A 24,857-nucleotide genomic window follows, 5' to 3' on the forward strand; every position below is an offset into this window, starting at 1 on the left:
CGAACCGACGGACCCGTCATGAGTCTCTGGACGACGGGCGGCGACGCACCGGTTTTCGGGGAGTAGACGGTATGGAATGGTTGCGCTGGATTGTTCTGTTGGTGGGGCTGCTGGTGATTGGCGGCATCGTCTGGATGTATCGCCGGCACCGCAGTGAGCAGGCCGTCGACCTCGGCGGCGGTCAACCGCATCGGGGTGATTATCACGACCCGATCGATGCGAGCGTGGGTGCCCGGGCGGATGCGGAAGATGGGGACTCCGGTCGCGGCGAGCGGCGCGAACCGCAACTCGAACTCGCGGGCGACAGTGGGGACGATGGTTGGTCGCCGCCCGACGCCGATGGCTTCATTGATGGGGCATCCGCCGGTCGAGTGGTCTGGCGCGCCCCGGACGCGGACGACGAGCCCGAGTGGCCGACGCCGGCGGCCGCGCGCAAGGAGCCGGCCCTCGAGCCAGAGCCGGACCGCGAGCTCGCATCGAAGCAGGCGGAGCCGGCAGTCGAGTCCCCGGCCCGCGAGGAGTCGCCGGTCGGGGAGGACGCCCCGGCTCGAGACGAATCCACCTCCCGTCCACAACCCGGCTTTTCCAGTCTGTTCACCCGCCAGGGGCAGACGAGCCGGCGCACCGAGCCACAGGCGTCGGCCGACGAACCCGCCGAGCCGGCGCCTGCCGGTGGCCCGAGCGATGCCGAGACCATCGCGGAAGACGAATCGGTGGATGCCGAGGCGTCGCCCAGCGGGGCCGTCATCTCGATGATGATCGTCGATCGGGAACAGGCCGCAATGCCGCCCGAACGGGTGCGTCGTGCCATCGAGGATTCGGGGTTTGAGTTCGGCGAGTTCGCGATCTACCACTTCCAGGATATCGACGGGGCCGACTGGTTCTCGCTGATGAATGCTGTCTCCCCGGGACAGTTCAACCCCGACGACCTGTCCTCCTTCGAAACCCCCGCGCTGGCGTTGTTCATGCAGTTGCCAGTGCGTGGCGGCGCCGATCCGTCGCTGGTCTTCGAGCGCATGCACCAGGTGGCCACCTCGCTGGCCGAATCGCTGGATGCCATGCTGATCGACGATCGCCGCGAGCCGCTGGACAGCGAATCGATCGACCGGTATCGCGAGTTGATTGACCAGCACGGGTGATGGCGGCATGAGTGAGGCCGACGAACGCAAGCGCCTTGCGGCCCTGCGCGCCGAGATCAACCAGCATAACTTCCGCTACTACGTCCTCGATCGCCCCACGGTGCCGGACGCCGAGTACGACGCGCTGATGCGCGAGCTCGAGGCGATCGAGGCGAAGCATCCCGACTGGATTACCCCCGACTCGCCCACCCAGACGGTGGGTGCCCCGCCGAGTCACGCCTTCGAGACCGTCGAGCACCAGCTGCCGATGCTGTCGCTCGACAACGCCTTCGATGCAGACGAGTTCACCGCCTTCGACCGCCGCGTGCGCGAGCGCCTTGGCCGCGACGAGCCGATCACCTACCTGGCCGAGCCCAAGTTCGACGGCCTGGCCATCAGCCTGACCTACGAGGGCGGCGTGCTCGCCCGGGCGGCGACCCGTGGCGACGGGCGACGTGGTGAGGACGTCACCGACAACGTCCGCACCATCGAGACCGTGCCGTATTCGATCGACCTGCCGGTCGACAGCCGCATCGAGATCCGCGGCGAGGTGGTGATGACCCACGAGTCGTTTGCCGAGATCAACCGGCGCGCTGAACGACGCGGCGAGAAGGTATTCGCCAACCCGCGCAACGCTGCGGCCGGCTCGCTGCGCCAGAAGGACCCCCGGGTCACGGCCAGCCGGCCGCTGCATTTCTTCGCCTACGGTATCGGGGCGGCCGAGGGCATCGAGGCGCCCGAGACCCAGTCGGGCTGGCTCGACTGGTTCGAGCGATTGGGGTTTGCCGTCGCGGAGCATCGCGACCGCGTCGAGGGACTGGAGGCCGCGCAGGCCTACCACGAGTCGCTCGGCGAGAAGCGCGCGGGGCTTGCCTTCGATATCGATGGGGTGGTCTACAAGGTGGACTCGCTGGCTGACCAGCAGCGTCTCGGGTTCGTCGCCCGCGCGCCGCGCTGGGCGATCGCCTGGAAGTTCCCGGCCGAGGAAAAGCTCACCCAGGTGCGCGACGTCGAGTTCCAGGTGGGGCGCACCGGCGCGCTGACCCCCGTCGCCCGCGTCGAGCCGGTGGCCGTGGGCGGGGTGACCGTCGCCAATATCACCCTGCACAACATGGACGAGATCGAGCGCAAGGACGTGCGCATCGGCGACTGGGTGCGCGTGCGCCGCGCCGGTGACGTAATCCCCGAGATCATCGAGGTGCTCCCCGAGAAGCGACCCGACGATGCCCGCCAGATCGAGTTGCCGGCCACCTGCCCGGAGTGTGGCTCCGAGGTGCTGCGCGACGAGGAGCAGGCGGTCGCGCGCTGCACCGGGGGGCTGTTCTGCCCCGCGCAACGCCGCGAAGCGATTCGCCACTTTGCCAGTCGCAAGGCGATGGACATCGACGGGCTGGGCGAGAAGTGGATCACCCTGTTTCTCGAACGTAATCTCGTCGAGCACGTCGACGACCTGTTCCGCCTGAACCGGGACGACGTGGTCGCCCTGCCGCGCATGGGGGCGAAATCCGCGGACAACCTGCTCGAATCACTCGAGAAGGCCAAGGAGACCACGCTCGACCGATTCCTCTTTGCACTGGGTATCCCCTTGGTCGGCAGCGAAACGGCCAACGAATTGGCCAAACACTTCCGCGACCTTCGGGCACTGCGCCAGGCGAGGTTCGAGGATTTCATCGAGCAGAAGGGGGTGGCCGGCATCGGTCCCAAGCGCGCCGAGTCGCTCCAGGACTGGTTGGCGGGGCACAAGGCGGACGGGGCGACCACCGTTCGTGACGCCTTTGCCGAGGACCGGCCGGCGGGCGTGGATGACAAGACCCTGGCGCGCCTGGAGGAGGCGTTCCCCACGCTGGCCGACATGCAACGCGCCGCCGAGAAGGGCCAGCTGCAGAACGAGACGATCACCAAGGTGCCGGGCATCGGGCCGGAGATCGCGAAATCGATCGTGGCGTTCTTCAAGCAGGAACACAACAACGAGGTGATCGACGGCCTGCTCGAGGCTGGCATCCACTGGCCGACGCCAGAAGCTCCCGCCGAGAACGCGCCGCTCGCCGACAAGACCTTTGTCATCACCGGTACCCTGCCGGACATGACCCGCGACGAGGCCTCCGATCGGTTGACCGCGCTCGGGGCCAAGGTCACCAGCTCGGTCTCCAAGAAAACCACCGCGCTGATCGCCGGCGAGGCCGGGGGCAGCAAGCTCGACAAGGCGAAGAAGCTGGGCGTGCCCGTGCTCGATGCCGAGGCCTTTGCCCGCCTGCTGGACGATCCGTCCACGGTCGCGTCAGACCTCTGACCTCTTCCCCTCCTGTCGCCAAATCGTCAAGACGGCGACACGCCGCTGTCATCCAGTCGGCCTAGCGTCTGACTCGTGGGGCACTCTCGCCCCGGAGTCAGACCGAGGTGCCGATTGGACATCCGACTGGTGACGGAAACCTTTCCGCCCGACATCAACGGGGTGGCGACCACCTTGGGTTGCCTGGTCGCGGGCCTGCGTGCGCGCGGTCATCGCGTGGTGGTGACCTGCCCGAAGGCGGCCGTGGCGCGCGACCTGGGCGACGGGGCGGAGGTGCCGGGCGTCGCGCTGCCGTTCTACCGCGAGGTGCGGTTCGGTCTCCCGCGCCGGCGTGCCTTTCTCGCCGACTGGCGTGACGATCCGCCGGACGTGGTGCACATCGCCACCGAGGGCCCGCTGGGTGGCTCGGCGCTGGCGGCCGCGCGCGCCTTGGGGCTGCCGGTCACTACGTCATTGCACACCAATTTCCACGCCTACGCGCGCGACTATCGGCTGGGCTGGCTGGCCAGCCCGGTGATGCGCTACCTGCGGCGATTCCACAACCGGTCGGCGCACACCTTCATCCCCACGGCGATGCAGGCCGATGAGCTCTCGGCACAGGGTTTCGAGCGCCTGGTGGTGCTGGGGCGGGGCGTCGACACCGAGCTGTTCAACCCCGATCGTCGCGACCCGGCCCTGCGCGCCCTGTGGGGCGCTGATGAGACCACGCCGGTGCTGCTGCATGTCGGACGCCTTGCCGCCGAGAAGAACCTCGACCTGCTCTGGGAAAGCTGGTCGCGGGCGCGCGAGGTCGAACCGGAAACCTGCCTCGTGATTGTCGGAGACGGGCCCGAGCGGACCCGTCTCGAACGTCGGCTGCCGGGCGCCGTCTTTGCCGGGGTCTTGCGGGGCGAGGCTCTGGCGCGGCATTACGCCTCGGCTGACGCCTTCCTCTTTCCCAGCCTGACCGAGACCTTCGGCATCGTACTGCTGGAGGCCATGGCCAGCGGGCTCGACTGCCTGGGTTTCGACTACGCCGCGGGGCGGTTGCTGATCGAGCCGGGCGCCAACGGATTGCTGGCCCCCACCGATACCCGTGAGGCCTTTCTCGACCAGGTGCCGGCATTGCTGGCCGGCGGTGCGGGCGATCGTCGGCGCCGCGCCCGCGAGACGGCGCTGAGGTACGGCTGGTCTGCGATCATCGATGCCTTCGAGCAGCACCTGCTGGACGTGATCGATGCCACCGAGCGGCAAGCACAACGGCGGGCGGAGCGGGCATGAGTCTGTTGCGTCCACGGTTCGTCGAGCCGGCGCGGTTGTCGCGGCACCTGGGTGCCTATCTGGCCTGGGAGGCGCTGGTGACCGAGCGCTGCAATCGCATTCATCGCCGGCGCGTCCCGCGGGCGGTGTTCGCACTGGCCTCGCGGCTTGGGGATGGTGTCGGCTGGTACGTGCTTGCCCTGATGGTGCTGGCCGTTCACGGTGGGGTGGCAGTCGAGCCGATGCTGGTCATGCTGTTCTCCGGTGGTGTCGGTGTGCTGGTGTACCTGACCATCAAGCGGCGTACCGGCCGGTTGCGGCCGCTTCATCGGAACGTGCGGATTGAGGTGAGTGTCGCGCCGCTCGACCAATACAGTTTCCCCTCCGGCCATACCCTCCATGCGACGAACTTCGGTATCCAGCTCCTTGCCTTCGAGCCCTCGCTCGCGCCGCTGATCGTGCCGTTCGCCCTGCTGGTCGCGAGCTCCCGCATGGTGCTCGGTCTTCACTATCTCTCCGATGTGCTGGTCGGCGCCGCTATTGGCGGTGTGATCGCCTCTCTCAGCCTTTCCCTGTTGTGAATCGCCATGTCGGGAGGTGCCGGCGTCCTCGGGATTGTGGCTAGTTTCGTATATTAGGAAAACAGTAAAAACGGTAATGGTGGGGTGACTATTGTCCGTGGGTGCTTTAATGGCCAGAAAATGCGATTGACTGTCCCGTAACCGACTGTTGTTGCGTGGTTGTAATCCTGCGCCCCGTGGGTTCTATCAATGAGGGCAAAAGGATAGTCTATATATGAATTGCAAAATAACATGGCGCAGCGGTAAGGTTGCTGGGTCCGGGCAAGGACGGCTAGTGCATGTCTGGACGACATGAAACATCGAGGAGGAACGGGGATGTCACAGAATCGAGAAGCGGCGATCGGCCGTCGACTGTCGACCGCGTCCCTTGCGGCGATCGGGCTGGGCTTGATGCTGGCAGCCGGCATGTCGCAGGCGGAAAGCGATACGGAAAGGATGGAGATGAGCACCGGATCGATCATCGGGGCGACCTGCATGGGTTGCCACGGCTTCCAGGGCCAGGGCAGTGGTGATATTCCCCGCCTGGCTGGTGTGGCCAAGGAGGCCACGGCGGGCAAGCTGCTGGAATACAAGTCGGGAGCCCTCGAGGGGACGGTGATGAATCGGATCGCCAAGGGCTACACGGATGACGAGATTCAGGCCGTGGCCGAGTTCTTCGCCAAACAGTGAGCGGCCCCGCTCAAGCACAAGGAACACGAGAGGTAACCGCTATGAGTCTTTCCCGACGCGGATTTCTGAAATTGAGCGCGGCGATGGCCGGTGCCGGGGCCATCGGCGCGACAGCAGGCTGCCAGGGTGATGGCGCCAAGGCCGACGCCAAGCGCGTGGTCGTCATTGGCGGCGGCTTCGGCGGCGCGACCGCGGCCAAGTACGTCAAGCTGTTCGACCCTACGGTCGAGGTGACCATGATCGACGGCCAGGCTAGCCACACCACCTGCCCGTTCTCTAACCTGGTCATCGGCGGTCTCAAGGAGATCGACGAGATCAAACACGACTTCACCGCGCTGGAAAAGCGTGGCGTGAACGTGGTCAAGGGTTGGGTCACCGGAATCGACGCGGAGGCGCGGGCGGTCTCCCTGGAGGATGGTCGGACCTACGAGTACGACCGGCTGGTCGTCTCGCCGGGAATCGACTTCAACTACGACGCGATCGAGGGCTACTCCGAGGAAGTCGCTAACACCAGAATGCCGCATGCCTGGCAGGCGGGTGAGCAAACCTTGCTGCTGCGCAAGCAGCTCGAGGAAATGGAGGATGGCGGACGGTTCATCATGGTCGCGCCGCCGAACCCATTCCGCTGCCCGCCGGGGCCGTACGAGCGGGTTTCCCTGGTCGCAAACTACTTCAGGGAAAACAAGCCCAACTCGACGATCCTGGTGCTTGATCCGAAGGCGAACTTCTCCAAGGAAGGTCTGTTCCGCGAAGGATGGGAAGCCGAGTACGGGGGCATGATCGAGTGGATCGGTCCCGACTTCGGTGGTGGCGTGGACAAGGTCGATGCCGACCGCATGGTGGTTACCGCCGGGGGCACGGAATACGACGGCGATGTGATCAACGTCATCCCGCCTCAGAAGGCCGGCTGGATCGCGCACGAGGCCGGCCTGGTCGACGATTCCGGCTGGTGCCCGATCAACACCGGCACCTACGAGTCGACCATGCATGCCGGGGTTCACGTCGTGGGGGATGCCTGCATCGGCTCGCCATTGCCCAAGTCCGGCTTTGCCGCGAATTCGCAGGCCAAGAACTGCGCGGCGGCGATCGTGGCCATGTTCCACAACGAGAACCCGCCGGAGCCGAGCTGGGTGAACACCTGCTATAGCCTCATCGCCCCGGACTACGGCATCTCAGTGGCGGCGGTCTACCGCGTCGAGGATGGCAAGACCGTCTCCGTCGAGGGCGCCGGTGGTGTTTCACCGCTGGGCGGCAAGAACGCCGAGAAGGAAGCCGGTTACGCCCACGACTGGTATGCCTCGATCACCGAGGATATCTGGGGCAGTTGACCGTTTTCCGTGCCGCCCACGTGGCGGCCGACGCCAGAAGGCCCGTCATCGCGAGATGGCGGGCCTTTAATCGTTATCAAGGCATTATGACGCCGGTCCCGTATGCGTGCGGGCCTTGCCCGCGAGTGGCGCCAGCCGCCGTCCCCGTTCGAGCGTGGCAACGAGCTGAGGCCGGGACTCGCTTCCGCCGGCGCGAGGCAAGCTCCCGCAAAGGCATGCGATAACCGTAGGAGCGCCTTCAGGCGCGATACGTCGACGTGGCGCCAGTAGGCATCGCGGCTAAAGCCGCTCCTACGGGATGTGGGTACGTCCCACCGTGCAAGCGGGGCTTGCCCGCGCAGGCCGCCGCCGGTGGCCGTTCCGGCTTGATTTGTCCGTGCCGGCGCAACGTCGTGAAGCTCTCAGCTCTCAGCTCTCAGCTCTGCCAGCCAATCCTCCAGCAACTCCACATGCGTCGCCGCCACCGCCGAGCGCGGCAGCGGTTCGAGCGGCCGATCGAGATAATCGATCTCGCCCTCGAGATCCGCTGAAGCGCCGCCGGCCTCGTGCAGGATCAACTGACCGGCAGCGTAATCCCACAACTTCTGCTTTCCATGCACATACACCTGCACCCGATGCGCCGCCACCCAGCACCAGTCCAGTGCCACCGAACCGATTGAACGCTGCGAGGCGTAGGGCGGGTCACAGGCCAAGTGCGCCGCTACGCCGCGCGGCAGACGCTTGAAATCCACCGTGGCAAGACAGCTCTTCAGCTCCTGCTTGGGTTCGTCGGCAAGCGACAACCGCTCCCCGTTCAACCAGGCCCCGCCACCACGTGAGGCATGAAAGCACTCGTCCCGGCTGGGATCAAAGACCACGCCGAATATCGTCTTTCCGCCCACCAGCAGGGCGACCGTCACCGAAAACACCGGAAAACCCACGCGAAAGTTGCTCGTGCCATCGAGCGGGTCGACCACCCAGGTCGGCCGCCCGTCTAGGCACTCTCGCCAGGCCCCTTCCTGCTCGGCGACTGACATCTCCTCGCCGAGAAAGCCATGTTCAGGGAATCGTTCAGCAAGCCCAGCTTGCAGATCCGCCTGCATCGCGTGGTCGGTCGCGGTGACCCAGCTGCCGTCGGTCTTGCGGTCGGCGGCCTGGGTGCCTACGCCCAGCAGGTGCCGGTGGGCGGTCTTGCGGACGAGATTGATTGCCGATGACTGGTCGGAAGGATTGAGCGAGAGCATGGTAAAAACCTTTGGTCGGATACTGGAGGCGTCTCTTGATGACGACACGCCGATAGCGGTGACCCATCGGATGGCAGGGTTGATTATGTCGCGATTCTACGTGACTTGGATCACCCATTGACCGTTCATCGGTCACGACCCGCCTTTCGTCCTGAGGCCTCTGGCAGCGGTCGCTTATGCATGATTGGATCCATATGTGAAAAAGGAATCGAACCGCATGACACGAATACGCGCTCCACAACGACGGTTTAGTCGATCTTCAGGCTTCAGCTTGATCGAGCTGATGGTCACGATTGCCGTGGCAGCCGTGCTTTTGACGATCGCGATCCCGAGCTTTCGCAACCTGATCCTTTCCAACGAATTGACCACGGTGACGAACGAATGGGTGACGGCCGTGAATATGGCTCGCTCGGAGGCGATCAAGCGGAATGCGGGTGTCGTCGTTTGTGGTGAGAACGCGAATGACGGCACGGCACTGACGAACAACTGCGGGAATCGGCTGGGTGAAGTGCGTGCGTACCAGTCGGGAACCACGACCGTCACCGTCGTAAGAGCCGCGTTGGAAATTCCGGATAGTGTGAGTCTTGGCGGTTCGCAGACTCTGCGCTTCGGTGCCAGCGGTATCGGGAGATTGGCGAATGGCAACTCCCCGGTCACCGGGCTTGTGGCGGACATCAGCGCGCCGGACTTGCCGGGCGAGAATCACCGCTGCGTTCGCATGATTTCTGGTACGACGGTGACATCCCAACCTGACGCGGCATGTAACTAAAAATGAATACGAACATTCATCACAGACGCAGCCAATCCGGTGTCGGTCTCATCGAAATACTGATCGCCGTGTTGGTGCTTTCGATTGGCTTTCTTGGCATGGCGGCCCTTCAAACCAAGGCGTTATCAAACAACAACAGTGCCATGGCGAGGACGCAAGCCACGATTGCGACGTACTCGATTCTTGATGCGATGCGTACAGATCGAGGGAGCGCTCTGACAGGGGACTATGACGGTACGTACACGGTTGGTAGTTGTCCTGCCGCGGGGAGCAGCTTGGCCAGTGGGCAGGTTCACCGCTGGTGTGAAGGTTCGGGGTTAAATCCCCCCGACGGGCTCGCTGCTCTCGGGGATGGGGCTTCCGGCGAGGTCGATTGTGATGGCAACGGCATCTGTGAGATCACCATTGTCTTTGACGATGAGAAGGCTTCGGGCGGCAGTGATGCGCAGGAAGTCGTGACAAGGGCGAGACTATGAAAGGAACACGGGGGCAGGGGCGTCGACTCCACAATATGCGCCAGAAGATCGGTGGGTTCACGCTTGTCGAGCTGATGATCGCCATGGTGCTGGGCCTGGTGATCATCGGTGGGGTGATCAGCGTGTTCATTGCCAACAAGCAGTCTTATCGAACCAATGAAGCGTTGAGCCAGGTCCAGGATCACAGCCGAACGGCGTTCGAATTCCTTGCGCGTGACATCCGAATGGCGGGGTTGACCGGTTGCGGCAATCTCAATCGCATAGCCAACGTGCTGAACAATGGACCGAGTGGAGGGTCCGCGACCGACTGGTTCGCCGATTTCTCCAATTCCATTGTCGGTTACGAAGGCGATGAGACCGACCCGGCGGTAACCACCGGCACAGGCGAGGCCGAGCGCGTTTCCGGCACGGATTCGTTCCAGCTGGTGGGCATCGAGGGCAGTGGATTCAGTGTCGATAGTCATCAACCCACGTCGGCCCAATTCAAGATCAACGAGGCCACCACCAACTTTGATGTCGGTGACATCGTTGTGGTTTGTGACCCAGATCATGCAGCTGTCATGCAGATCACTAACTACAACAGCAGCAACGTGACAGTGGTGCACAACACCGGCACGGGTTCGCCGGGCAATTGCTCGAAGGGTTTGGGCTACCCGACTAGCTGTACCGCCGTGGGCAATAGTTACGAGTTCGGTCAGAACTCTCAAATCGCCAAGCTTTCCTCGACCGCTTGGTATATCGGGAACAACCCGGTGGGAGGGCGATCGCTGTATCGGGTTTCGCTCGAGAATCAGAGCGGCACTCCGACCGGAGTGGCAACCGAAATGGTGCGCAACGTGACAGACATGCAGGTTACCTACCTCAGTGAAGGCGGTAGCACATTCGAAGATGCCGATGCGGTTTCCGATTGGTCACTGGTCGATGCCGCCAGGGTGGCCTTGACCATTCAGAGTGAGATGGAGCGAGCGGGCACGGATCAGCAGGTGCTCACCCGCACCCTGGCAACCACGGTGACGGTGCGGAATCGGGTGGAATGACAAAGATGATCACGCTGAAGAACCAACAATCTGGCATTGCCCTGGTCATCGCACTGGTGCTTTTGCTGGCCATTACGCTCGTCGGCCTGGCGTCAATGCGGGGTACCACGCTGCAAGAAAAGATGTCGAGCAACCTGCAGGATCGGGATATCGCCTTCCAAGCAGCTGAGGCCGCGTTGCGTATTGCCGAGCGGCGCATTGCCGACACGACGGCGGACATATGGCATGACTGCTCTCTCGGTGGCGTGACCTGCGAGGCCATCCCCTCAGGTAACAGCGTCCCGTGGCAAACGGTTTCGGTGGGAACTGGTTCAGATGAGTTTGATGCTGGTTCACTTGCGGCGGCCCAGCCACAGTACGTTGTGGAGAACATGGGGCTCTGGCCGGACCCGACATCGAACACTGGCGTAAACCTCAGTGGTGCGGCCAGCCAATATGGGGCGCAGGGGACGAGCACCACCATCAACTTCTATCGGGTCACCGCGCGCAGCGCCGACCCGTCAGCAGCCCCTGATCGGGCCGTCGTGGTTCTGCAGACTTGGGTTAGGGGCTAGGAGGACATCGCATGAAAATTTCATCGCGCCACCGGGGTGTGTCAAACCCGCTGCGAGCTCATCGACGTGCTGCAAGTGGCTTTATAGCGGCGTGCTTCGTTTCTTGCCTGTCTTGGGGTAGTCAGGCGCTGGGCGTCACTATCGACCAAACACCATTGGTTGTTCAGCAAACGCTGCCGCCCAACGTGATGTTGCTTCTCGATGATTCGGGCTCGATGGCACGCGAATACATGCCGGACGCCGGGTACCTCGGCGATACTTCCGATCAAGGCATGCAGAGTGCCTCAAACAATTACATCTACTACGACGGAAATGTGACCTATAGGCCCCCGCTTAAGGCCGATGGGTCAAGTTACACCGATGTCACGTCTTTCCCGAACCTCCCTCTGGATGGTTTCGATAACTCACCAACTCAGGCTGACATCACCCGTTACTACTCGAGCGGTGGCTACAGTAATGTCGGCTTCCCCTTTTTCCGTGCTTTTTGCCCGGCTAACACTTTCCAAAGCAGTGTCCATCTTGGAACGTGTTACTCCAGCAATTTTTATAATGATGACGACCACGTTCTGCTGTTTCAGGATGGTGGTAACAACAACTATTACTACGAAGCGGATGAGCTGGCCTTCGTGTTTACTACTCCGGATGGTAGCGGCGGATATAACGAGAGTTATGTGGCTACTAGCTGTGGAGACTTGCCGACTGGCGCGCAAGGCAGTTGCGCTGACGATGCAGCGACCAAGCAGAACGTCGGCAACTGGTTCGGCTATTACCGCACACGCATGCTTGCGGCCAAGAGCGGCCTGATGAATGGCTTTGCCGATGTGAGTGAAGAATTCCGTGTCGGGTTCGGTTCAATCAATGGCAATTCGGCCGAGTATATTCGCGGGATCACTTCCGGCCAGTGCGGTGACGTGTTTAGCGCGAGCTGTCGCTACGGTTTCTCGACAGATACGCAGGGCAACAATGAACTTGCCGGGGTCGCGGCTTGGGGCGATGGTTCGGCCGGTACCCGCAAGGCGCAGTTCTGGGAATGGCTGATCGATGCGGAGGGAGACCAAAATACACCCCTGCGCGAGACCCTCGAGGCGGCCGGCGAGTATTACCGCACCGGGCAGCCCTGGTCGAGCCTCGATGGAGACGACGTGTCTCAGGAGTATGCCTGCCGACAGTCGTACACCATCCTGACATCGGATGGTTTCTGGAACGAAGTAGGTGATCCGGACCCGGCCGTCGGCAACGCCGACGGCACTGACGGGCCGACCGTTACGGGTCCTAATGGGCGCGACTATACCTACGACGCCGTGCTCCCTTACAGCGATACGTTCGCAAATACACTCGCCGACGTGGCGATGTACTACTGGAAGAACGACCTCCGCACGGGGGTGGAAAACGAGGTGCCGACCACCGACGAGGACCCGGCCTTCTGGCAGCACATGACCACGTTTTCCGTCGGGTTGGGATACGACGCGCTTGATGCTGGCGGTGATCCGATTGATGCAGATGCGGTGTTCGATTGGGCCAATGGTGGGGATCCGATTAGTGGTTTCGAGTGGCCGCAGCCCAGCTCAGGCAGTGTCAATAATATTGCCGACATGCTGCATGCCGCGGTTAACGGTCACGGTGGTTTCTATTCGACCAAGACACCGCAGGCATTCTCCGCTGCGATTTCCGATGCGGTTGGGCGGACCGCCGAGCGGGTCGGCACCGGGGCGAGCTTGGCGGCGAACTCCACGCGGCTGGAGACAGGGACGGTCACCTATCAAGCAAATTACTTCACCGGCACCTGGGTAGGTGACCTGAAGGCGTATTCGGTGGACCCAAACACCAAGCAGATTGCTTCATCTCCGGATTGGTCGGCGGCCGAGAATCTTCTGGCGGCCCCGGCCGATGCGTGCTCGGCGTCAGCCGGCGAGGTCTGCCCCGACGGGCGCTCGATTTATACCTTCGCTACCGACGACGGGAACCTCGGCAACAACGATCCCCAATATCGTGAATTCTTGGCCAGTGATGTGGGAAGTCTCTCCGGGAGCCAGCAGACAGCGCTGGGTGATTCCGTTGCCGAGCAGGAAGCGATCGTCGATTTCTTGCGTGGGGATACCACTAACGCCGAAGCAAACGGTGGTGGTTATCGAGATCGAAGCACTGCGCTCGGCGACATCGTGAACTCGCAGCCGGTTTATGTAGGGAAGCCGGATCCGAACCTTTACACCGCGCGGTCGTTTGACGGGGTGGCCGATTATCCGGCCTTCGCCGAGGATCCCGAAGGGGATAACGATAACCAGGGGCAGGACCCCGAGGGCGGGGACAATACCCGCGAGCCGGTAGTGTATGTGGCAGCCAATGACGGCATGCTTCATGCATTCGACGCACTGACCGGCACGGAGTTCTATGCCTACTTGCCGGGCGCGGTGATTGAATCGGACATTAAGAAGTTGGCTGACTCGGATTACGGGGCAAATCCGGGTCATCAGTATTTCAATGACGGTGAATTGACGGTAGCGGATGTCTACATTGACCTGCCCTATACGAATGGCACCGATGTGCAGTGGCGGACCGTTCTTGTGGGCACCACGGGGCGTGGTGAAGCAAAAGCGGTGTATGCGCTTGATATCACGGATCCGGCTGATATTCGCTTCCTCTGGGAGCGTTCTGCGGGCGATGGCGGTGCCAATGCGGACTATATCGGTCAGATGATTGGTAAACCGCTAGTCGTCCAGACCGGCAACGGCGAATGGTCGGTGTTGATCGGCAATGGCTACAACAGTGCCAATGACAGTGCGGCATTGTTGCAATTCGATGCGGGAACGGGGGCGCTCGACGTTCACACAACCAATGATGGTGTGATCGGTAATGGTCTGGCGGCGCCCGCGACATTCGATTACACGGACAGCCCGGATGGTATCCAGGATGTTGCCTATGCCGGCGATCTCAACGGTTGGGTTTGGCGATTCGACCTGACCTCCTCCACGAGCAATGGGGAGGCGGTGTATCAGGCCACGAGAGAGGATGGGTCGGCTCAACCGATCACCGCGGGGTTGCTGCTGGGCAAGGATCCGACCACCAGCAACTTGTGGGCCTTCTTTGGCACGGGCAAGTATCTCTCGCAGGCTGACCTTAACGATCAATCGCTCCAGACCTGGTACGGGTTGATCGTGGAGTCAGGCGATGCTGATCTGCCGGTTTCCAGCGGTGATGACCGCTCGGTATTGGTTGAGCGAGACATAGTTGCCGAAGAGATTAGCGGAGATTTCACCGCAAGAGCCTTTAGCCAAGGCACGGCCGACGACATGGACGGAACATCCGGTTGGTATATCGATCTGGTGCCACCGGATGGCCAGTCTGAAGGCGAACGGATGGTTCTGCCCAACCAGTTCCAGGGAGAGGTGCTCGTTGGGACGTCGTTGATTCCCGAGGCGGTGGATGTGTGTAACCCGTCTGGACGCGGTTTCATCATGGGCATCGACCCGTTCGACGGTACGAATGTCGACCAGCCGTTCGTCGATCTGAATGGCGATGGAGTCGTCGATGGCGACGATGTTCTGTCAGTCGACGGCCAGACGTTTGCGGCCGGGGCCCTGGGTTTCAACCGATTGCCCAATGCGCCGATCTTCGTCGGCAACACCATGTTGGTGAGCTTTGATGACGGCAGCACGGCTTCGGTCGAGGCGGCGGGCGGCGGCAGTTCCGGGCAGCGTAGCTCCTGGCGTGAAATCATCTTTGACTAAACCATGGAGAGACGGATGAGCACAGTGAATGGTTCACCGGGATCTGTTTCCGCTCGGCGTGGCCGAGGGTTCACCCTGATCGAGCTGATGATCGTAGTCGCGATCATCGGCATCCTCGCGGCGATCGCCTACCCGGCGTACACACAGCACGTGGTCAAGACCAAACGGGCTGCGGCAGCGGCCTGTCTATCGGAATATGCCAACTTCATGGAGCGGTACTACACCACCAACTTGACGTATATCGGGGCAACATTGCCAGATCTGGATTGTGCCTCTGCGGCCAATACTGGCGATGACTATATCTATTCAGTCGATTCAGTCGATACAGGCGATCCGCCAGCCACTTATCTGTTGAAGGCAAAAGCGGATGGGGCACAAGAGTCACGAGACTCCGATTGTGATCCTCTGGTTTTGAATCAGGCGGGTACTCGAGGAGTGGGGGTCGGCGATGACGGCAGTGTCGACACAGCCAAAGTTGATCAATGCTGGTGATTTGATTACGTAGTTCGAAGCCTCTATTTTTCGACAAAAACGGGCGCATGGAAGCGCCCGTTTAGCATTTCGCTGATTTGGACAAGGAGGTCCTTATGTTCAGGGACGAGCGATGGATCCGTAACTGGGTCCCACATTTCTGTTTTCGCAGTGTTGTTGTGGGCCAGAAAGTGGGCGGTTTCTCGCTGATCGAGCTCATGGTCGCCATCTCGGTCGCCGCGATTCTTCTCGCCATTGCCATTCCTGCATTCTCCTCGATGATCGCTCAGAACCAGCTGGCGGCGTCGACCAATGCCGCTCGCGGCGCATTGATGGCGGCCCGGCAGTCGGCCGTGATGCAGGGGCGCCCCGTTTCGATTTGTGCCGGTACGCCTGATGCGGGTTGTACGGGCGACTGGTCGGCTGGCGAGTGGCTGGTCTTTCGGGATGCCGATCACAGCGGCGACCTCGATGACGACGAGCGGGTCGTTCGTCACGGTCGCGTCCCTGCTGCCGGCGGCGCCGTGAGCCTGGATGGCAACGGGCCGTTTCGGTCGACGCTGGTCTACGTGCCGATGGGTCACGCCGAGCGTGTCAGCGGGGCGTTCGGTGCCGGACGATTGCGGGTTTGCGTGGCGGCGGATCTGTCGCCGAACGCGCGGGAGCTGGTGATTTCGGCGAGTGGTCGGGTGCGGTTGCAGGCGGTCGATTTCGACGGGGCGTGTCCCCGTCTTTGAGTGGTGTCGTCACTCGGTTGTTGCCGGGGCGAGGCCATGAGCGTTCCCGCAGGTTGCGCTGTTACAATCAGGGGTTTGCAGTCTTCCGGCGAAACTGAACCGACGTGGCCCTACCGTGACCGATTACAAATCGACGCTCAACCTCCCCAAGACCGACTTCCCGATGCGCGGCAATCTGCCCAAGCGCGAGCCCGCGATGCTCGAGCAATGGCAACAGCGCGATCTCTATAAGGCCGTGCGCGAGCACGCCGCCGGGCGGACCAAGTTCGTGCTGCACGACGGCCCGCCGTATGCCAACGGCGACATACACATCGGGCATGCCGTCAACAAGATCCTCAAGGACGTCATCAACAAGACGCGCCTGCTGGAAGGTTTCGACACCCCCTACGTGCCGGGCTGGGATTGTCACGGTCTGCCGATCGAGTTGGTGGTTGAGCGCGAGCACGGCAAGCCGGGCGTGAAGCTCGACGAGCGGGCCTTCCGCCAGGCCTGCCGTGACTACGCGGTCAGCCAGATCGAGCGACAGAAGCAGGACTTCATCCGCTTGGGCGTGATGGGCGACTGGGACAACCCCTACCGCTCGATGGACTTCGCCTTCGAGGCCGACACGCTGCGGGCGCTGGCAGGCATCATCGAGCGCGGACACCTGCACCGTGGCGAGAAGCCGGTGCACTGGTGCGTCGACTGCGGTTCGGCGCTGGCCGAGGCCGAGGTGGAATACCAGGACAAGACCAGTGACCAGGTCGACGTGGCCTTCGCGGCGGTCGACTCGGCGGCGGTCAACCGTGCCTTTGGCGTGGAAGACGAGGCACCGGTGGACCTGGTCATCTGGACTACCACCCCTTGGACGCTGCCGGCCAACCAGGCCGTGGCGGTCAACGCCGAGCTGAGCTACCAGTTGATCGACTTTGACGGCCGCCGCATCGTGCTGGCCGAGGGGCTGGCCGAGGACGCGCTGGCCCGGATGGGTGCCGAATCACCGCGGGTGCTGGGCGAATGCACTGGCGCCGGGCTGGAAGGCCAGGAGCTGGCCCACCCGTTCCTTGAGCGCCGCGTGCCGGTGATCCTCGGCGAGCACGTCACGCTGGATGCCGGCACGGGGTTGGTGCACACGGCCCCCGCCCACGGCGAGGAAGACTTCGCGGTCGGCAAGCGCTACCACCTGCCCGTGGACAACCCAGTCGACGGGGAGGGGCGCTTCTTCGCCGATACGCCGTTCGTCGGCGGGATGGATCTCAAGGCGGGTGGCCGCGCCATCCTGGAGCGGCTCGAAGCCGACGGCCGCCTGCTGGCGCACTCGAAGTTCAAGCACAGCTACCCGCACTGCTGGCGGCACAAGACGCCGCTGATCTTCCGCGCCACGCACCAGTGGTTCATCTCGATGACCCAGCAGCACCTGCGTGCGGACGCCATCAAGGCGCTGGATAACGTCGAGTTCACGCCGGACTGGGGTCGGGCGCGCATCGAGGGGATGGTCGAGAACCGCCCGGACTGGTGCATCTCGCGCCAGCGTTTCTGGGGCGTGCCGATTGCGCTGTTCGCCCACAAGCAGACCGGTCACGCCCACCCGGATTCCGCCAACCTGATGCGCCAGGTCGCCGAGCAGGTCGAGCAGCACGGCGTGGACTGGTGGTTCGACCTGGACGCTGCCGAGCTGATCGGCGAGGACGCGGCCGAGTACGAGAAGGTCATCGACACGCTCGATGTCTGGTTCGACTCGGGCGTGACCCACTGGGCCGTGCTCGACCGCCGCGAGGAGCTGACCTGGCCGGCGGATCTGTACCTCGAGGGCTCCGACCAGCACCGCGGCTGGTTCCAGTCCTCCCTGCTCACCGCCACCGCGCTGCGCGAGCAGGCACCCTACCGCGGCGTGCTCACCCACGGCTTCACCGTGGATGCCAAGGGCCGCAAGATGTCCAAGTCGCTGGGCAACGTGATCGCCCCGCAGAAGGTCATCGACAAGATGGGCGCCGACCCGCTGCGGCTGTGGGTGGCCTCCACCGACTATGCCGGCGAGATGACGGTCTCCGACGAGATCCTGCAACGCACCGCCGATGCCTACCGCCGCATCCGCAACACCGCGCGCTTCCTGTTGTCGAACATCGACGGATTCGACCCGAACAGGGATGCCGTGGCCGACGCCGATTTGCTGGCGCTGGATGCCTGGCTGGTCGACCGTGCCGCGCGCCTGAACCGCGAGGTGCGCGAGGGCTTCGAGTCCTACCAGTTCCACCAGACGATCGCGCGCATCCACCACTTCTGCTCGATCGAGCTAGGTGCGTTCTATCTCGACATCGTCAAGGACCGCATCTACACCGGCCAGACCGATGCGTCCATGCGCCGCTCGGCACAGACCGCCATGTGGCGCACGGTCGAGGCGCTGACGCGCTGGATTGCGCCCGTGCTGTCGTTCACCGCCGAGGAGCTTTGGGAGCACCTGCCGGCGCTGGCCGACGGTCGCGAGGAAACGGTCTTCATGGCCACCCACGTGGAAACGCTCGCCCCGCTGCTCGATGACGGTCACGCCGGGCCGAACCAGCGTGGCTTCTGGAATGACGTCATCGCCATCCGCGATGCGGTAAACCGCCACGCCGAGGCCGCGCGCAATAACAAACGCATCAAGGCCAACCTCTCGGCCAATGTCGAGATCTGGGCCGACGACGCCGTCGCCGGGCGCCTGTCCGAGCTGGGTGACGAGCTGCGGTTCCTGCTGATTGTCTCCGAGGTCACGGTGCGGCCGCTGGCCGACAAGCCGGCGGAGGTCGAGGCCGAGTCGATCGAGGGTGTGGGCGAACTGGCCGTGCGCATCGCCCCGGCCGAGGCCGAGAAGTGCGAGCGCTGCTGGCACTTCCGCCCGGACGTGGGCACGCATGAGGCGCATCCCACGCTCTGCGGGCGCTGTATCGAGAACATCGAAGGTGACGGCGAAAGCCGCCGCTTTGTCTGAGCAGGCCATGAGCATCCCTTCACCCAACGGCCCCGTCGTAGGAGCGGCTTTAGCCGCGATGCCCAATGGTGGCCCCTGTGGCGTTTCGCGCCTGAAGGCGCTCCTACGTTTGTCGTTGGGCGTTGTGGGTGCTTATTCGCCAAGCGAAACGCGCCGTCCGGCGCGTGTCCCGGCCTCGGTCTGTTGCCACGCTCGAACGGGTGCGGCGGGTGAGGCCCAGGCCCACGGGGTAGCGGGATGAGCATCGACAAGGCGAACCTGCGCTGGCTCTGGCTGTCCCTCGGGGTGCTGGTCGCCGATCAGCTGACCAAGTGGGCGGCGCTGGCGGGGCTGGTCTACGCCCGTCCCGTCGAGGTGCTGCCGTTCTTCAATTTCACCCTGCTGTACAACACCGGCGCGGCGTTCTCTTTCCTGGCCGATCACGACGGTTGGCAGCGCTGGTTCTTCGTTTTCCTGGCCGTGGTGATCACGGCCGCGTTGCTGGCCTGGCTGGCGTTCGTCGCGATCCGGGACGGGCGCATCAAGGCGGGCATCACCCTGGTGATCGGCGGGGCGGTGGGCAACGTGATCGACCGGGTCCTCTATGGCCACGTGGTCGATTTCCTCGATTTCCATGCCGCCGGCTGGCACTGGCCGGCCTTCAACATCGCCGATGCGGCCATTACCATCGGCGTGGCACTGATTATCTGGGCCGAACTGCGGCCCGCTGGCCGAGAGAGCGTATCCGATGAGTGATGCCGACACGTCCAACCTGCCGACTATCGGCAAGGACTCCGAGGTGACCGTCCACTACGAGATCCGTCTGCCCGACGATCGCGTGGTCGACAGCACCTTCGGCGACGAGCCGTTCACCGTGAAGCTCGGTGCCGGGGCATTCGAGCCGCGCCTCGAGGAGGCGCTGGTGGGGCTGCCGCTGGGCGAGTACACACGCATCCTGCTCACTCCGCAGTACGCCTTCGGCATGCCGGACCCCGGCAACGTGCACACCATGCCGCGCGGCCGTTTCCCGGACGACATGAACCTCGAGCCGCAACTGGTGATCGAGTTCGACCTGCCCAATGGCGAGTCGGTGCCGGGCACTGTGACGGCCCTGACCGAGGATGCGGTGACGGTGGACTTCAATCACCCGCTGGCCGGGCAGAACATCCAGTTGATCGTGCAAGTGCTGGCCGTCGATGGACGCGCCGCACCCGCCGATTCACCCGCATTGCAGGGAGAGGCGCCATGAAGATTCAGCTCGCCAACCCGCGTGGTTTCTGCGCCGGGGTCGACCGCGCGGTGGAAATCGTCGACCGCGCGCTCGATTCCTTCGGCGCGCCCATCTACGTCCGCCACGAGATCGTCCACAACCGCTACATCGTCGACAACCTGCGCGACAAGGGCGCGATCTTCATCGAGGAGCTGGCGGACGTGCCGGACGGCGCGACCCTGATCTTCTCCGCCCACGGCGTTTCCAAGGCGATCCAGGACACGGCCGCCGAGCGTGGTCTGACCGTCTTCGATGCCACCTGTCCGCTCGTTACCAAGGTGCACATGGAGGTCGCCCGCCACGCCCGGGCGGGGCGGGACGTGGTGCTGATCGGCCACGCCGGTCACCCTGAGGTCGAGGGCACCATGGGCCACTTCGATCCGGCTTTCGGTGGGCAGATCCACCTGGTCGAGAAGATCGCGGACGTGGCAAAGCTTTCGGTCGACAATCCCAAGGGGCTGGCCTGGGCGACTCAGACCACGCTCTCGGTCGACGAGACCCGCGCGATCATCGGCGCACTGCAGGATCGCTTCTCCCAGATCGAGGGGCCGCGCAAGGACGACATCTGCTATGCCACGCAGAACCGCCAGGACGCCGTGCGCGAGCTGGCCGAAAGCTGTGACATGGTGTTGGTGGTCGGCTCGAAGACCAGCTCGAACTCCAATCGGCTGCGCGAGCTCGCCGAGCAGTGCGGCACGCCCGCCCACCTGATCGACGATGCGGCCGACATCGACCCGGCCTGGTTCAGCGATTGCAGCCGCGTGGGCGTGACCGCCGGCGCCTCGGCCCCGGAGATCCTCGTCCAGCAGGTGATCGAGCGGCTCAAGCTCGAGTGCAAGGCCACGCTCGAAGAGCGCGAGCCCGCCGTGGTCGAGAACATGGTCTTCCCCATCCCGGTCGAGTTGCGCCGCTAGGAGCCCCGCGGCCCGTCCTTGTTCGTCCGGATCGGTGTTTCCGGTGGTCGTGGCGCTCAGGCCGTGGCCTGGAGGCGCCGACGGACCAGCCGGTGCGAGACCAGCCCGCCGAAGGGAATCAGCGCCGCGACCGCCACCACCGCCCCATGGTGAATAGGCAGCAGTTGGCGGTAGAGCGTGATGGCGAGCACGGCCATCGTCCACAGGAAGAATATCCCGTGGATCGGACCGACGGCGCTGACGGCCTCCGGCAACCCGGCCAGGTACTTGAGCGGCATGGCGATCGCCACCAGGGCGATCAGCGAACCACCCTCCAGCAGCGTCATCAGTCCGAGGTGCCGGAGTGCCGGGTTTGACCCTTGTCTCATCACGATCGCCTTAGGGGTTATTTGGAAATAACCCCAGTCTATCTAAAGGCGAGCATGTTGCTACCCGAAGCTAAGCTAGTCCGGAACCGGTTGTGCAGCGCCTTGTGCTTGCGCCTGGTTCGGTTGAAGCGTGTCGTTCCCGGCGGGGTCAAGGGCATCACGCACGTGAAGGCCGGCCAGCCATCTGCTTGAGGCGGTTAAGGTCCTCGGTGAATGTCTCGCCGCCGGCATTACCATCGAAGGTGTCCTTGAGTACGGCGCGGACCCAGGCGGGCAAGTCCTCGGCGACGCGGTAGAACACCCAGGTGCCATCGCGTCGCACCTGGGTGATGCCGGCATCGCGCAAATGGGCGAGATGGCGGGAAATCTTGGGCTGGCTCAATGCCAGCGCCTCGGTCAACTCGCAGACACACAGTTCGCCCTCTCGGAGCAGTAGCATCAGGCAACGCAGGCGGGTGGTGTCGCCAAGGGCGCGAAACAGGGCCTCGGGTGGCATGGCAGTCTCTCTTGTTCTCAAAATTTAATCGAAAGGAATAATCATTAGCTGGGCTCATTGTATCGCCGACTTAGATTAGCGTCGCATTCAGGTCAGCAGGCCGGCGTCGATTGCCTACAATGAAGAGGGCAAAACTGCACAGGAGTTCCGTAATGAAGTGGGATCACATCGCAGGCAACTGGCGATCGTTCATCGGGCACGCCGAGGAATACTGGGGCAAGATCACGGGTGACGAGTTCGCGGTGCTCGAGGGCAAGAAGGACGAGCTGATCGGCAAGATCCAGGCTCGCTACGGCGTCAGCGAACAAGAGGCTCGCGAGCAGATCCAGGAATTCCAGAAGCGGATGAAGGAAGAGCTGGGTGCCGAGGGCGTCCCCAAGAAGTGACGCGCCTGTGAGAGGTGGCCCCAAAAATCTGCCACCCCACAGACAAAAACGCCCCGCGATGCGGGGCGTTCGTGTTTCCGGTGGCCGGACATTGCGCCCGGCCGGACCACTGGCCTTACAGGCTGTAGTACATGTCGAACTCGACCGGGTGGGTGGTCATCCGCAGCAGCTGGACTTCCTCGCCCTTGAGCTCGATGTAGGCGTCGATCAGGTCGTCGGAAAAGACGTCGCCACGGGTCAGGAACTCGCGGTCCTCATCCAGTGCCTTGAGCGCCTCATCCAGAGAGAAGGCCACCTCGGGGATGTTCTTCTCTTCTTCCGGCGGTAGGTCGTAGAGGTTCTTGCTCGCTGCTTCGCCCGGGTGGATCTTGTTCTGGATGCCGTCGATGCCAGCCATCAGCATCGCCGAAAACGCCAGGTACGGGTTGGCAGTGGAGTCCGGGAAGCGCAGCTCGACGCGACGGGCCTTCGGGTTCGAGACGAACGGGATACGGATGGATGCCGAACGGTTACGGCTGGAGTAGGCCAGCTTGACCGGTGCCTCGAAGCCCGGGACCAGGCGCTTGTAGCTGTTGGTCGACGGGTTGCAGAACGCGTTCAGCGCGCGGGCGTGCTTGATGATGCCGCCGATGTAGTACAGCGCCATCTCGGAGAGGCCTGCGTAGCCGTCGCCGGAGAACAGGTTCTTGCCATCCCGCGTCATCGACTGGTGGACGTGCATGCCGGAACCGTTGTCGCCAACGATCGGCTTGGGCATGAAGGTGGCGGTCTTGCCGTAGGCGTGGGCCACGTTGTGGATCACGTACTTGAGGTCCTGGACCTCGTCGGCCTTCTTCACCAGCGTGTTGAACGCGACACCGATCTCGCACTGGCCGGCGGTCGCGACTTCGTGGTGGTGGACCTCGACGTCCTGGCCCATCTCCTCCAGCACCAGGCACATCGCCTGACGGATGTCGTGCAGGGAGTCGACCGGCGGGACCGGGAAGTAGCCACCCTTGACGCCCGGGCGGTGACCCATGTTGCCGTCCTCGTAGACGCGCTCGGCGTTCCAGGCGGCTTCCTTGGAGTCGATCTTGACGAACGAGCCGGACATGTCCGAGCCCCAGCGCACGTCGTCGAGGATGAAGAATTCGTTTTCCGGGCCGAACAGCGCGGCATCGGCCAGGCCAGAGGACTGGATGTAGGCCTCGGCGCGGCGGGCGACCGAGCGCGGGTCACGGTTGTAGCCCTGCATGGTGTCCGGCTCGATGATGTCGCAGACGACGATCAGGGTCGGCTCTTCGGAGAACGGATCGATGTTGGCGGATTCCGGGTCCGGCATCAGGATCATGTCCGAGGCGTTGATGCCTTTCCAGCCGGCGATCGACGAGCCGTCGAACATCACGCCGTCTTCGAAGGTTTCCTCGTCGATGTGGCTGGCCGGGTAGGTGACGTGCTGCTGCTTGCCCAGCGTGTCGGTAAAGCGGAAGTCGACGAACTTGACGCCGTTTTCTTCCATCAGGGTCATGACTTTGTTGGTCGCGTTGGACATGGAATCCTCCGGTGAACGATGTATCTCGAATGCGGCGGGCGTGAGATCGCGCGGCATGCTGCCGACATGATCCGCTGATGCCCGACTTGGTGCAAGAAAAGCAGAAACCGTGCCTGTTTTTTGTTGACGGATTGCTGCGCGGAGGTGCAGCCAGATGGGGCGGCTGCCGGGTGGCCCGGGTGCGCCTAAGTGACTGTTATCGCGCAAGGCGCGCTGGAGTCGGCGGGTGGTGGCGCCGCCAGTGCATCGGCGGTCGACATCGATGGTGCGGCGCATACGCAGCCCCGAACGCACCACACTGGTGCATTGGGCTGGCCGCTGGCACCATATTGGTTCAAGCGCGTTTCGATTTGGCGGCCGGCAGGCTGTCGAGTGTCGGGATGGGGTGGTGCGAGGGTGCCGGGTAGTAGGGGCAGTCGACCGCCAGGCAGGTCATGCCGTGGCGGCATTCGCGCGCACAGGCGAGCAGCGCCAGTTGCCGGCACAGTGCGGCCTGGCCCGCTGGGCGGCGGTCGAACAGCTCCGCGCTCGAAAGCTTGCCCTCGGCGATGAAACGGTCGAGCTCGGCATAGCGAAACCGGGCGATCTCCCAATCCCCCTCGGGCGAGATGACCACGATCTGGTCGGCCTCTTCCCCACAGTGGTGCAACAGCTGCATGACGGCCTCCCGGCTGGCTGACATGGGCGAGTGCGCTACGTGGAATGCACACGCTTGGAATCGCACCGGAATGATAACGATTCCCGTTTGC

General features: G+C 63.5%; 23 protein-coding genes. 18 read left to right on the forward strand and 5 right to left on the reverse strand.

What is annotated here, in order from left to right; genetic code table 11:
- Positions 1 to 71 precede the first annotated feature (71 nt).
- The 6 genes from VWP12_RS03115 to VWP12_RS03140 all read left to right on the forward strand — a co-directional run bounded on the left by VWP12_RS03115 (position 72) and on the right by VWP12_RS03140 (position 7,225).
- Positions 72 to 1,139: a cell division protein ZipA C-terminal FtsZ-binding domain-containing protein gene (locus VWP12_RS03115; RefSeq protein ID WP_410474569.1), complete on the forward strand. Its 1,068-nt coding sequence runs from the start codon at positions 72 to 74 to the stop codon at positions 1,137 to 1,139.
- Positions 1,140 to 1,146: 7 nt separating this feature from the next.
- Positions 1,147 to 3,408: an NAD-dependent DNA ligase LigA gene (ligA, locus tag VWP12_RS03120; protein ID WP_410474570.1), complete on the forward strand. Its 2,262-nt coding sequence runs from the start codon at positions 1,147 to 1,149 to the stop codon at positions 3,406 to 3,408.
- A 129-nt stretch (positions 3,409 to 3,537) separates the two neighbouring features.
- A complete protein-coding gene (locus tag VWP12_RS03125) occupies positions 3,538 to 4,668 on the forward strand; it encodes a glycosyltransferase family 4 protein (RefSeq protein WP_410474571.1) in 1,131 nt (376 codons plus the stop codon).
- Positions 4,665 to 5,228, forward strand: a complete 564-nt coding sequence (locus tag VWP12_RS03130; RefSeq protein ID WP_410474572.1) for a phosphatase PAP2 family protein — start codon at positions 4,665 to 4,667, stop codon at positions 5,226 to 5,228. Before VWP12_RS03125 ends, VWP12_RS03130 begins: the two co-directional genes overlap by 4 nt.
- A gap of 315 nt (positions 5,229 to 5,543) precedes the next feature.
- Entirely contained in the window at positions 5,544 to 5,897 is a 354-nt protein-coding gene (locus VWP12_RS03135) for a c-type cytochrome (protein ID WP_158611804.1), read from the forward strand.
- Between the two features lie 41 nt (positions 5,898 to 5,938).
- Positions 5,939 to 7,225: an FCSD flavin-binding domain-containing protein gene (locus tag VWP12_RS03140; protein WP_410474573.1), complete on the forward strand. Its 1,287-nt coding sequence runs from the start codon at positions 5,939 to 5,941 to the stop codon at positions 7,223 to 7,225.
- 401 nt (positions 7,226 to 7,626) lie between these two features.
- Here VWP12_RS03140 and VWP12_RS03145 read toward each other — a convergent pair whose 3' ends face one another.
- Positions 7,627 to 8,448: an inositol monophosphatase family protein gene (locus tag VWP12_RS03145; RefSeq protein ID WP_410474574.1), complete on the reverse strand. Its 822-nt coding sequence runs from the start codon at positions 8,446 to 8,448 to the stop codon at positions 7,627 to 7,629.
- Positions 8,449 to 8,665: 217 nt separating this feature from the next.
- Between VWP12_RS03145 and VWP12_RS03150 the strand changes: the two genes are divergently transcribed.
- The 11 genes from VWP12_RS03150 to ispH all read left to right on the forward strand — a co-directional run bounded on the left by VWP12_RS03150 (position 8,666) and on the right by ispH (position 21,327).
- Positions 8,666 to 9,217, forward strand: coding sequence for a GspH/FimT family pseudopilin (locus tag VWP12_RS03150; RefSeq protein ID WP_410474575.1), 552 nt, complete (start codon positions 8,666 to 8,668; stop codon positions 9,215 to 9,217).
- A 2-nt stretch (positions 9,218 to 9,219) separates the two neighbouring features.
- The gene (gene pilV / locus VWP12_RS03155) at positions 9,220 to 9,693 is read left to right on the forward strand and encodes a type IV pilus modification protein PilV (RefSeq protein WP_410474576.1); all 474 of its coding nucleotides are present in this window, start codon (positions 9,220 to 9,222) and stop codon (positions 9,691 to 9,693) included.
- A gap of 35 nt (positions 9,694 to 9,728) precedes the next feature.
- Positions 9,729 to 10,730: a PilW family protein gene (locus VWP12_RS03160; protein ID WP_410474577.1), complete on the forward strand. Its 1,002-nt coding sequence runs from the start codon at positions 9,729 to 9,731 to the stop codon at positions 10,728 to 10,730.
- A complete protein-coding gene (locus VWP12_RS03165) occupies positions 10,727 to 11,284 on the forward strand; it encodes a PilX N-terminal domain-containing pilus assembly protein (protein WP_410474578.1) in 558 nt (185 codons plus the stop codon). Before VWP12_RS03160 ends, VWP12_RS03165 begins: the two co-directional genes overlap by 4 nt.
- Positions 11,285 to 11,295: 11 nt before the next feature.
- A complete protein-coding gene (locus VWP12_RS03170; RefSeq protein WP_410474579.1) occupies positions 11,296 to 15,009 on the forward strand; it encodes a pilus assembly protein in 3,714 nt (1,237 codons plus the stop codon).
- A 15-nt stretch (positions 15,010 to 15,024) separates the two neighbouring features.
- On the forward strand, positions 15,025 to 15,501 hold the full coding sequence (locus VWP12_RS03175; RefSeq protein WP_410474580.1) for a type IV pilin protein: 477 nt from the start codon (positions 15,025 to 15,027) through the stop codon (positions 15,499 to 15,501).
- 158 nt (positions 15,502 to 15,659) lie between these two features.
- On the forward strand, positions 15,660 to 16,217 hold the full coding sequence (locus tag VWP12_RS03180; RefSeq protein WP_410474581.1) for a GspH/FimT family pseudopilin: 558 nt from the start codon (positions 15,660 to 15,662) through the stop codon (positions 16,215 to 16,217).
- A gap of 115 nt (positions 16,218 to 16,332) precedes the next feature.
- Positions 16,333 to 19,164 carry an isoleucine--tRNA ligase gene (gene ileS, locus VWP12_RS03185; protein WP_410474582.1) on the forward strand — a complete coding sequence of 944 codons (2,832 nt, stop codon included), beginning with the start codon at positions 16,333 to 16,335 and terminating at the stop codon, positions 19,162 to 19,164.
- 237 nt (positions 19,165 to 19,401) lie between these two features.
- Positions 19,402 to 19,899: a signal peptidase II gene (lspA, locus tag VWP12_RS03190; protein WP_410474583.1), complete on the forward strand. Its 498-nt coding sequence runs from the start codon at positions 19,402 to 19,404 to the stop codon at positions 19,897 to 19,899.
- Positions 19,892 to 20,392, forward strand: a complete 501-nt coding sequence (locus VWP12_RS03195; RefSeq protein WP_125199113.1) for a peptidylprolyl isomerase — start codon at positions 19,892 to 19,894, stop codon at positions 20,390 to 20,392. Before lspA ends, VWP12_RS03195 begins: the two co-directional genes overlap by 8 nt.
- On the forward strand, positions 20,389 to 21,327 hold the full coding sequence (ispH, locus tag VWP12_RS03200; RefSeq protein WP_410474584.1) for a 4-hydroxy-3-methylbut-2-enyl diphosphate reductase: 939 nt from the start codon (positions 20,389 to 20,391) through the stop codon (positions 21,325 to 21,327). Before VWP12_RS03195 ends, ispH begins: the two co-directional genes overlap by 4 nt.
- Before the next feature lie 56 nt (positions 21,328 to 21,383).
- Here ispH and VWP12_RS03205 read toward each other — a convergent pair whose 3' ends face one another.
- Both VWP12_RS03205 and VWP12_RS03210 read right to left on the reverse strand, forming a co-directional pair.
- A complete protein-coding gene (locus tag VWP12_RS03205; protein WP_410474585.1) occupies positions 21,384 to 21,695 on the reverse strand; it encodes a DUF3817 domain-containing protein in 312 nt (103 codons plus the stop codon).
- A 157-nt stretch (positions 21,696 to 21,852) separates the two neighbouring features.
- On the reverse strand, positions 21,853 to 22,191 hold the full coding sequence (locus VWP12_RS03210; protein WP_410474586.1) for a metalloregulator ArsR/SmtB family transcription factor: 339 nt from the start codon (positions 22,189 to 22,191) through the stop codon (positions 21,853 to 21,855).
- 152 nt (positions 22,192 to 22,343) lie between these two features.
- Here VWP12_RS03210 and VWP12_RS03215 point away from each other — a divergent pair, with 152 nt between their 5' ends.
- Complete coding sequence (locus VWP12_RS03215; RefSeq protein WP_158611836.1) at positions 22,344 to 22,577, forward strand: CsbD family protein; 234 nt, start codon at positions 22,344 to 22,346, stop codon at positions 22,575 to 22,577.
- Between the two features lie 115 nt (positions 22,578 to 22,692).
- Here the strand turns inward: VWP12_RS03215 and glnA are convergent, their stop codons facing one another.
- Both glnA and VWP12_RS03225 read right to left on the reverse strand, forming a co-directional pair.
- Entirely contained in the window at positions 22,693 to 24,084 is a 1,392-nt protein-coding gene (gene glnA / locus VWP12_RS03220; RefSeq protein WP_410474934.1) for a glutamate--ammonia ligase, read from the reverse strand.
- A 358-nt stretch (positions 24,085 to 24,442) separates the two neighbouring features.
- Positions 24,443 to 24,766, reverse strand: coding sequence for a hypothetical protein (locus VWP12_RS03225; protein WP_410474587.1), 324 nt, complete (start codon positions 24,764 to 24,766; stop codon positions 24,443 to 24,445).
- Positions 24,767 to 24,857 lie beyond the last annotated feature (91 nt).

This window comes from Guyparkeria sp. TX1 (assembly GCF_046523965.1).
Classification (GTDB): Bacteria; Pseudomonadota; Gammaproteobacteria; order Halothiobacillales; family Halothiobacillaceae; genus Guyparkeria.

Excerpts from the sequence above, each read along its gene's own strand:
- VWP12_RS03215 (WP_158611836.1), top strand. The coding sequence starts at position 22,344 with ATGAAGTGGGATCACATCGCAGGCAACTGGCGATCGTTCATCGGGCAC.
- VWP12_RS03140 (WP_410474573.1), top strand. The coding sequence starts at position 5,939 with ATGAGTCTTTCCCGACGCGGATTTCTGAAATTGAGCGCGGCGATGGCC.
- VWP12_RS03170 (WP_410474579.1), top strand. The coding sequence starts at position 11,296 with ATGAAAATTTCATCGCGCCACCGGGGTGTGTCAAACCCGCTGCGAGCT.
- glnA (WP_410474934.1), bottom strand. The coding sequence starts at position 24,084 with ATGACCCTGATGGAAGAAAACGGCGTCAAGTTCGTCGACTTCCGCTTT.
- VWP12_RS03150 (WP_410474575.1), top strand. The coding sequence starts at position 8,666 with ATGACACGAATACGCGCTCCACAACGACGGTTTAGTCGATCTTCAGGC.
- VWP12_RS03135 (WP_158611804.1), top strand. The coding sequence starts at position 5,544 with ATGTCACAGAATCGAGAAGCGGCGATCGGCCGTCGACTGTCGACCGCG.
- VWP12_RS03115 (WP_410474569.1), top strand. The coding sequence starts at position 72 with ATGGAATGGTTGCGCTGGATTGTTCTGTTGGTGGGGCTGCTGGTGATT.
- VWP12_RS03130 (WP_410474572.1), top strand. The coding sequence starts at position 4,665 with ATGAGTCTGTTGCGTCCACGGTTCGTCGAGCCGGCGCGGTTGTCGCGG.
- ligA (WP_410474570.1), top strand. The coding sequence starts at position 1,147 with ATGAGTGAGGCCGACGAACGCAAGCGCCTTGCGGCCCTGCGCGCCGAG.
- ispH (WP_410474584.1), top strand. The coding sequence starts at position 20,389 with ATGAAGATTCAGCTCGCCAACCCGCGTGGTTTCTGCGCCGGGGTCGAC.
- VWP12_RS03165 (WP_410474578.1), top strand. The coding sequence starts at position 10,727 with ATGACAAAGATGATCACGCTGAAGAACCAACAATCTGGCATTGCCCTG.
- VWP12_RS03210 (WP_410474586.1), bottom strand. The coding sequence starts at position 22,191 with ATGCCACCCGAGGCCCTGTTTCGCGCCCTTGGCGACACCACCCGCCTG.
- pilV (WP_410474576.1), top strand. The coding sequence starts at position 9,220 with ATGAATACGAACATTCATCACAGACGCAGCCAATCCGGTGTCGGTCTC.
- lspA (WP_410474583.1), top strand. The coding sequence starts at position 19,402 with ATGAGCATCGACAAGGCGAACCTGCGCTGGCTCTGGCTGTCCCTCGGG.
- VWP12_RS03175 (WP_410474580.1), top strand. The coding sequence starts at position 15,025 with ATGAGCACAGTGAATGGTTCACCGGGATCTGTTTCCGCTCGGCGTGGC.
- VWP12_RS03145 (WP_410474574.1), bottom strand. The coding sequence starts at position 8,448 with ATGCTCTCGCTCAATCCTTCCGACCAGTCATCGGCAATCAATCTCGTC.
- VWP12_RS03205 (WP_410474585.1), bottom strand. The coding sequence starts at position 21,695 with ATGAGACAAGGGTCAAACCCGGCACTCCGGCACCTCGGACTGATGACG.
- VWP12_RS03160 (WP_410474577.1), top strand. The coding sequence starts at position 9,729 with ATGCGCCAGAAGATCGGTGGGTTCACGCTTGTCGAGCTGATGATCGCC.
- VWP12_RS03195 (WP_125199113.1), top strand. The coding sequence starts at position 19,892 with ATGAGTGATGCCGACACGTCCAACCTGCCGACTATCGGCAAGGACTCC.
- VWP12_RS03225 (WP_410474587.1), bottom strand. The coding sequence starts at position 24,766 with ATGCAGCTGTTGCACCACTGTGGGGAAGAGGCCGACCAGATCGTGGTC.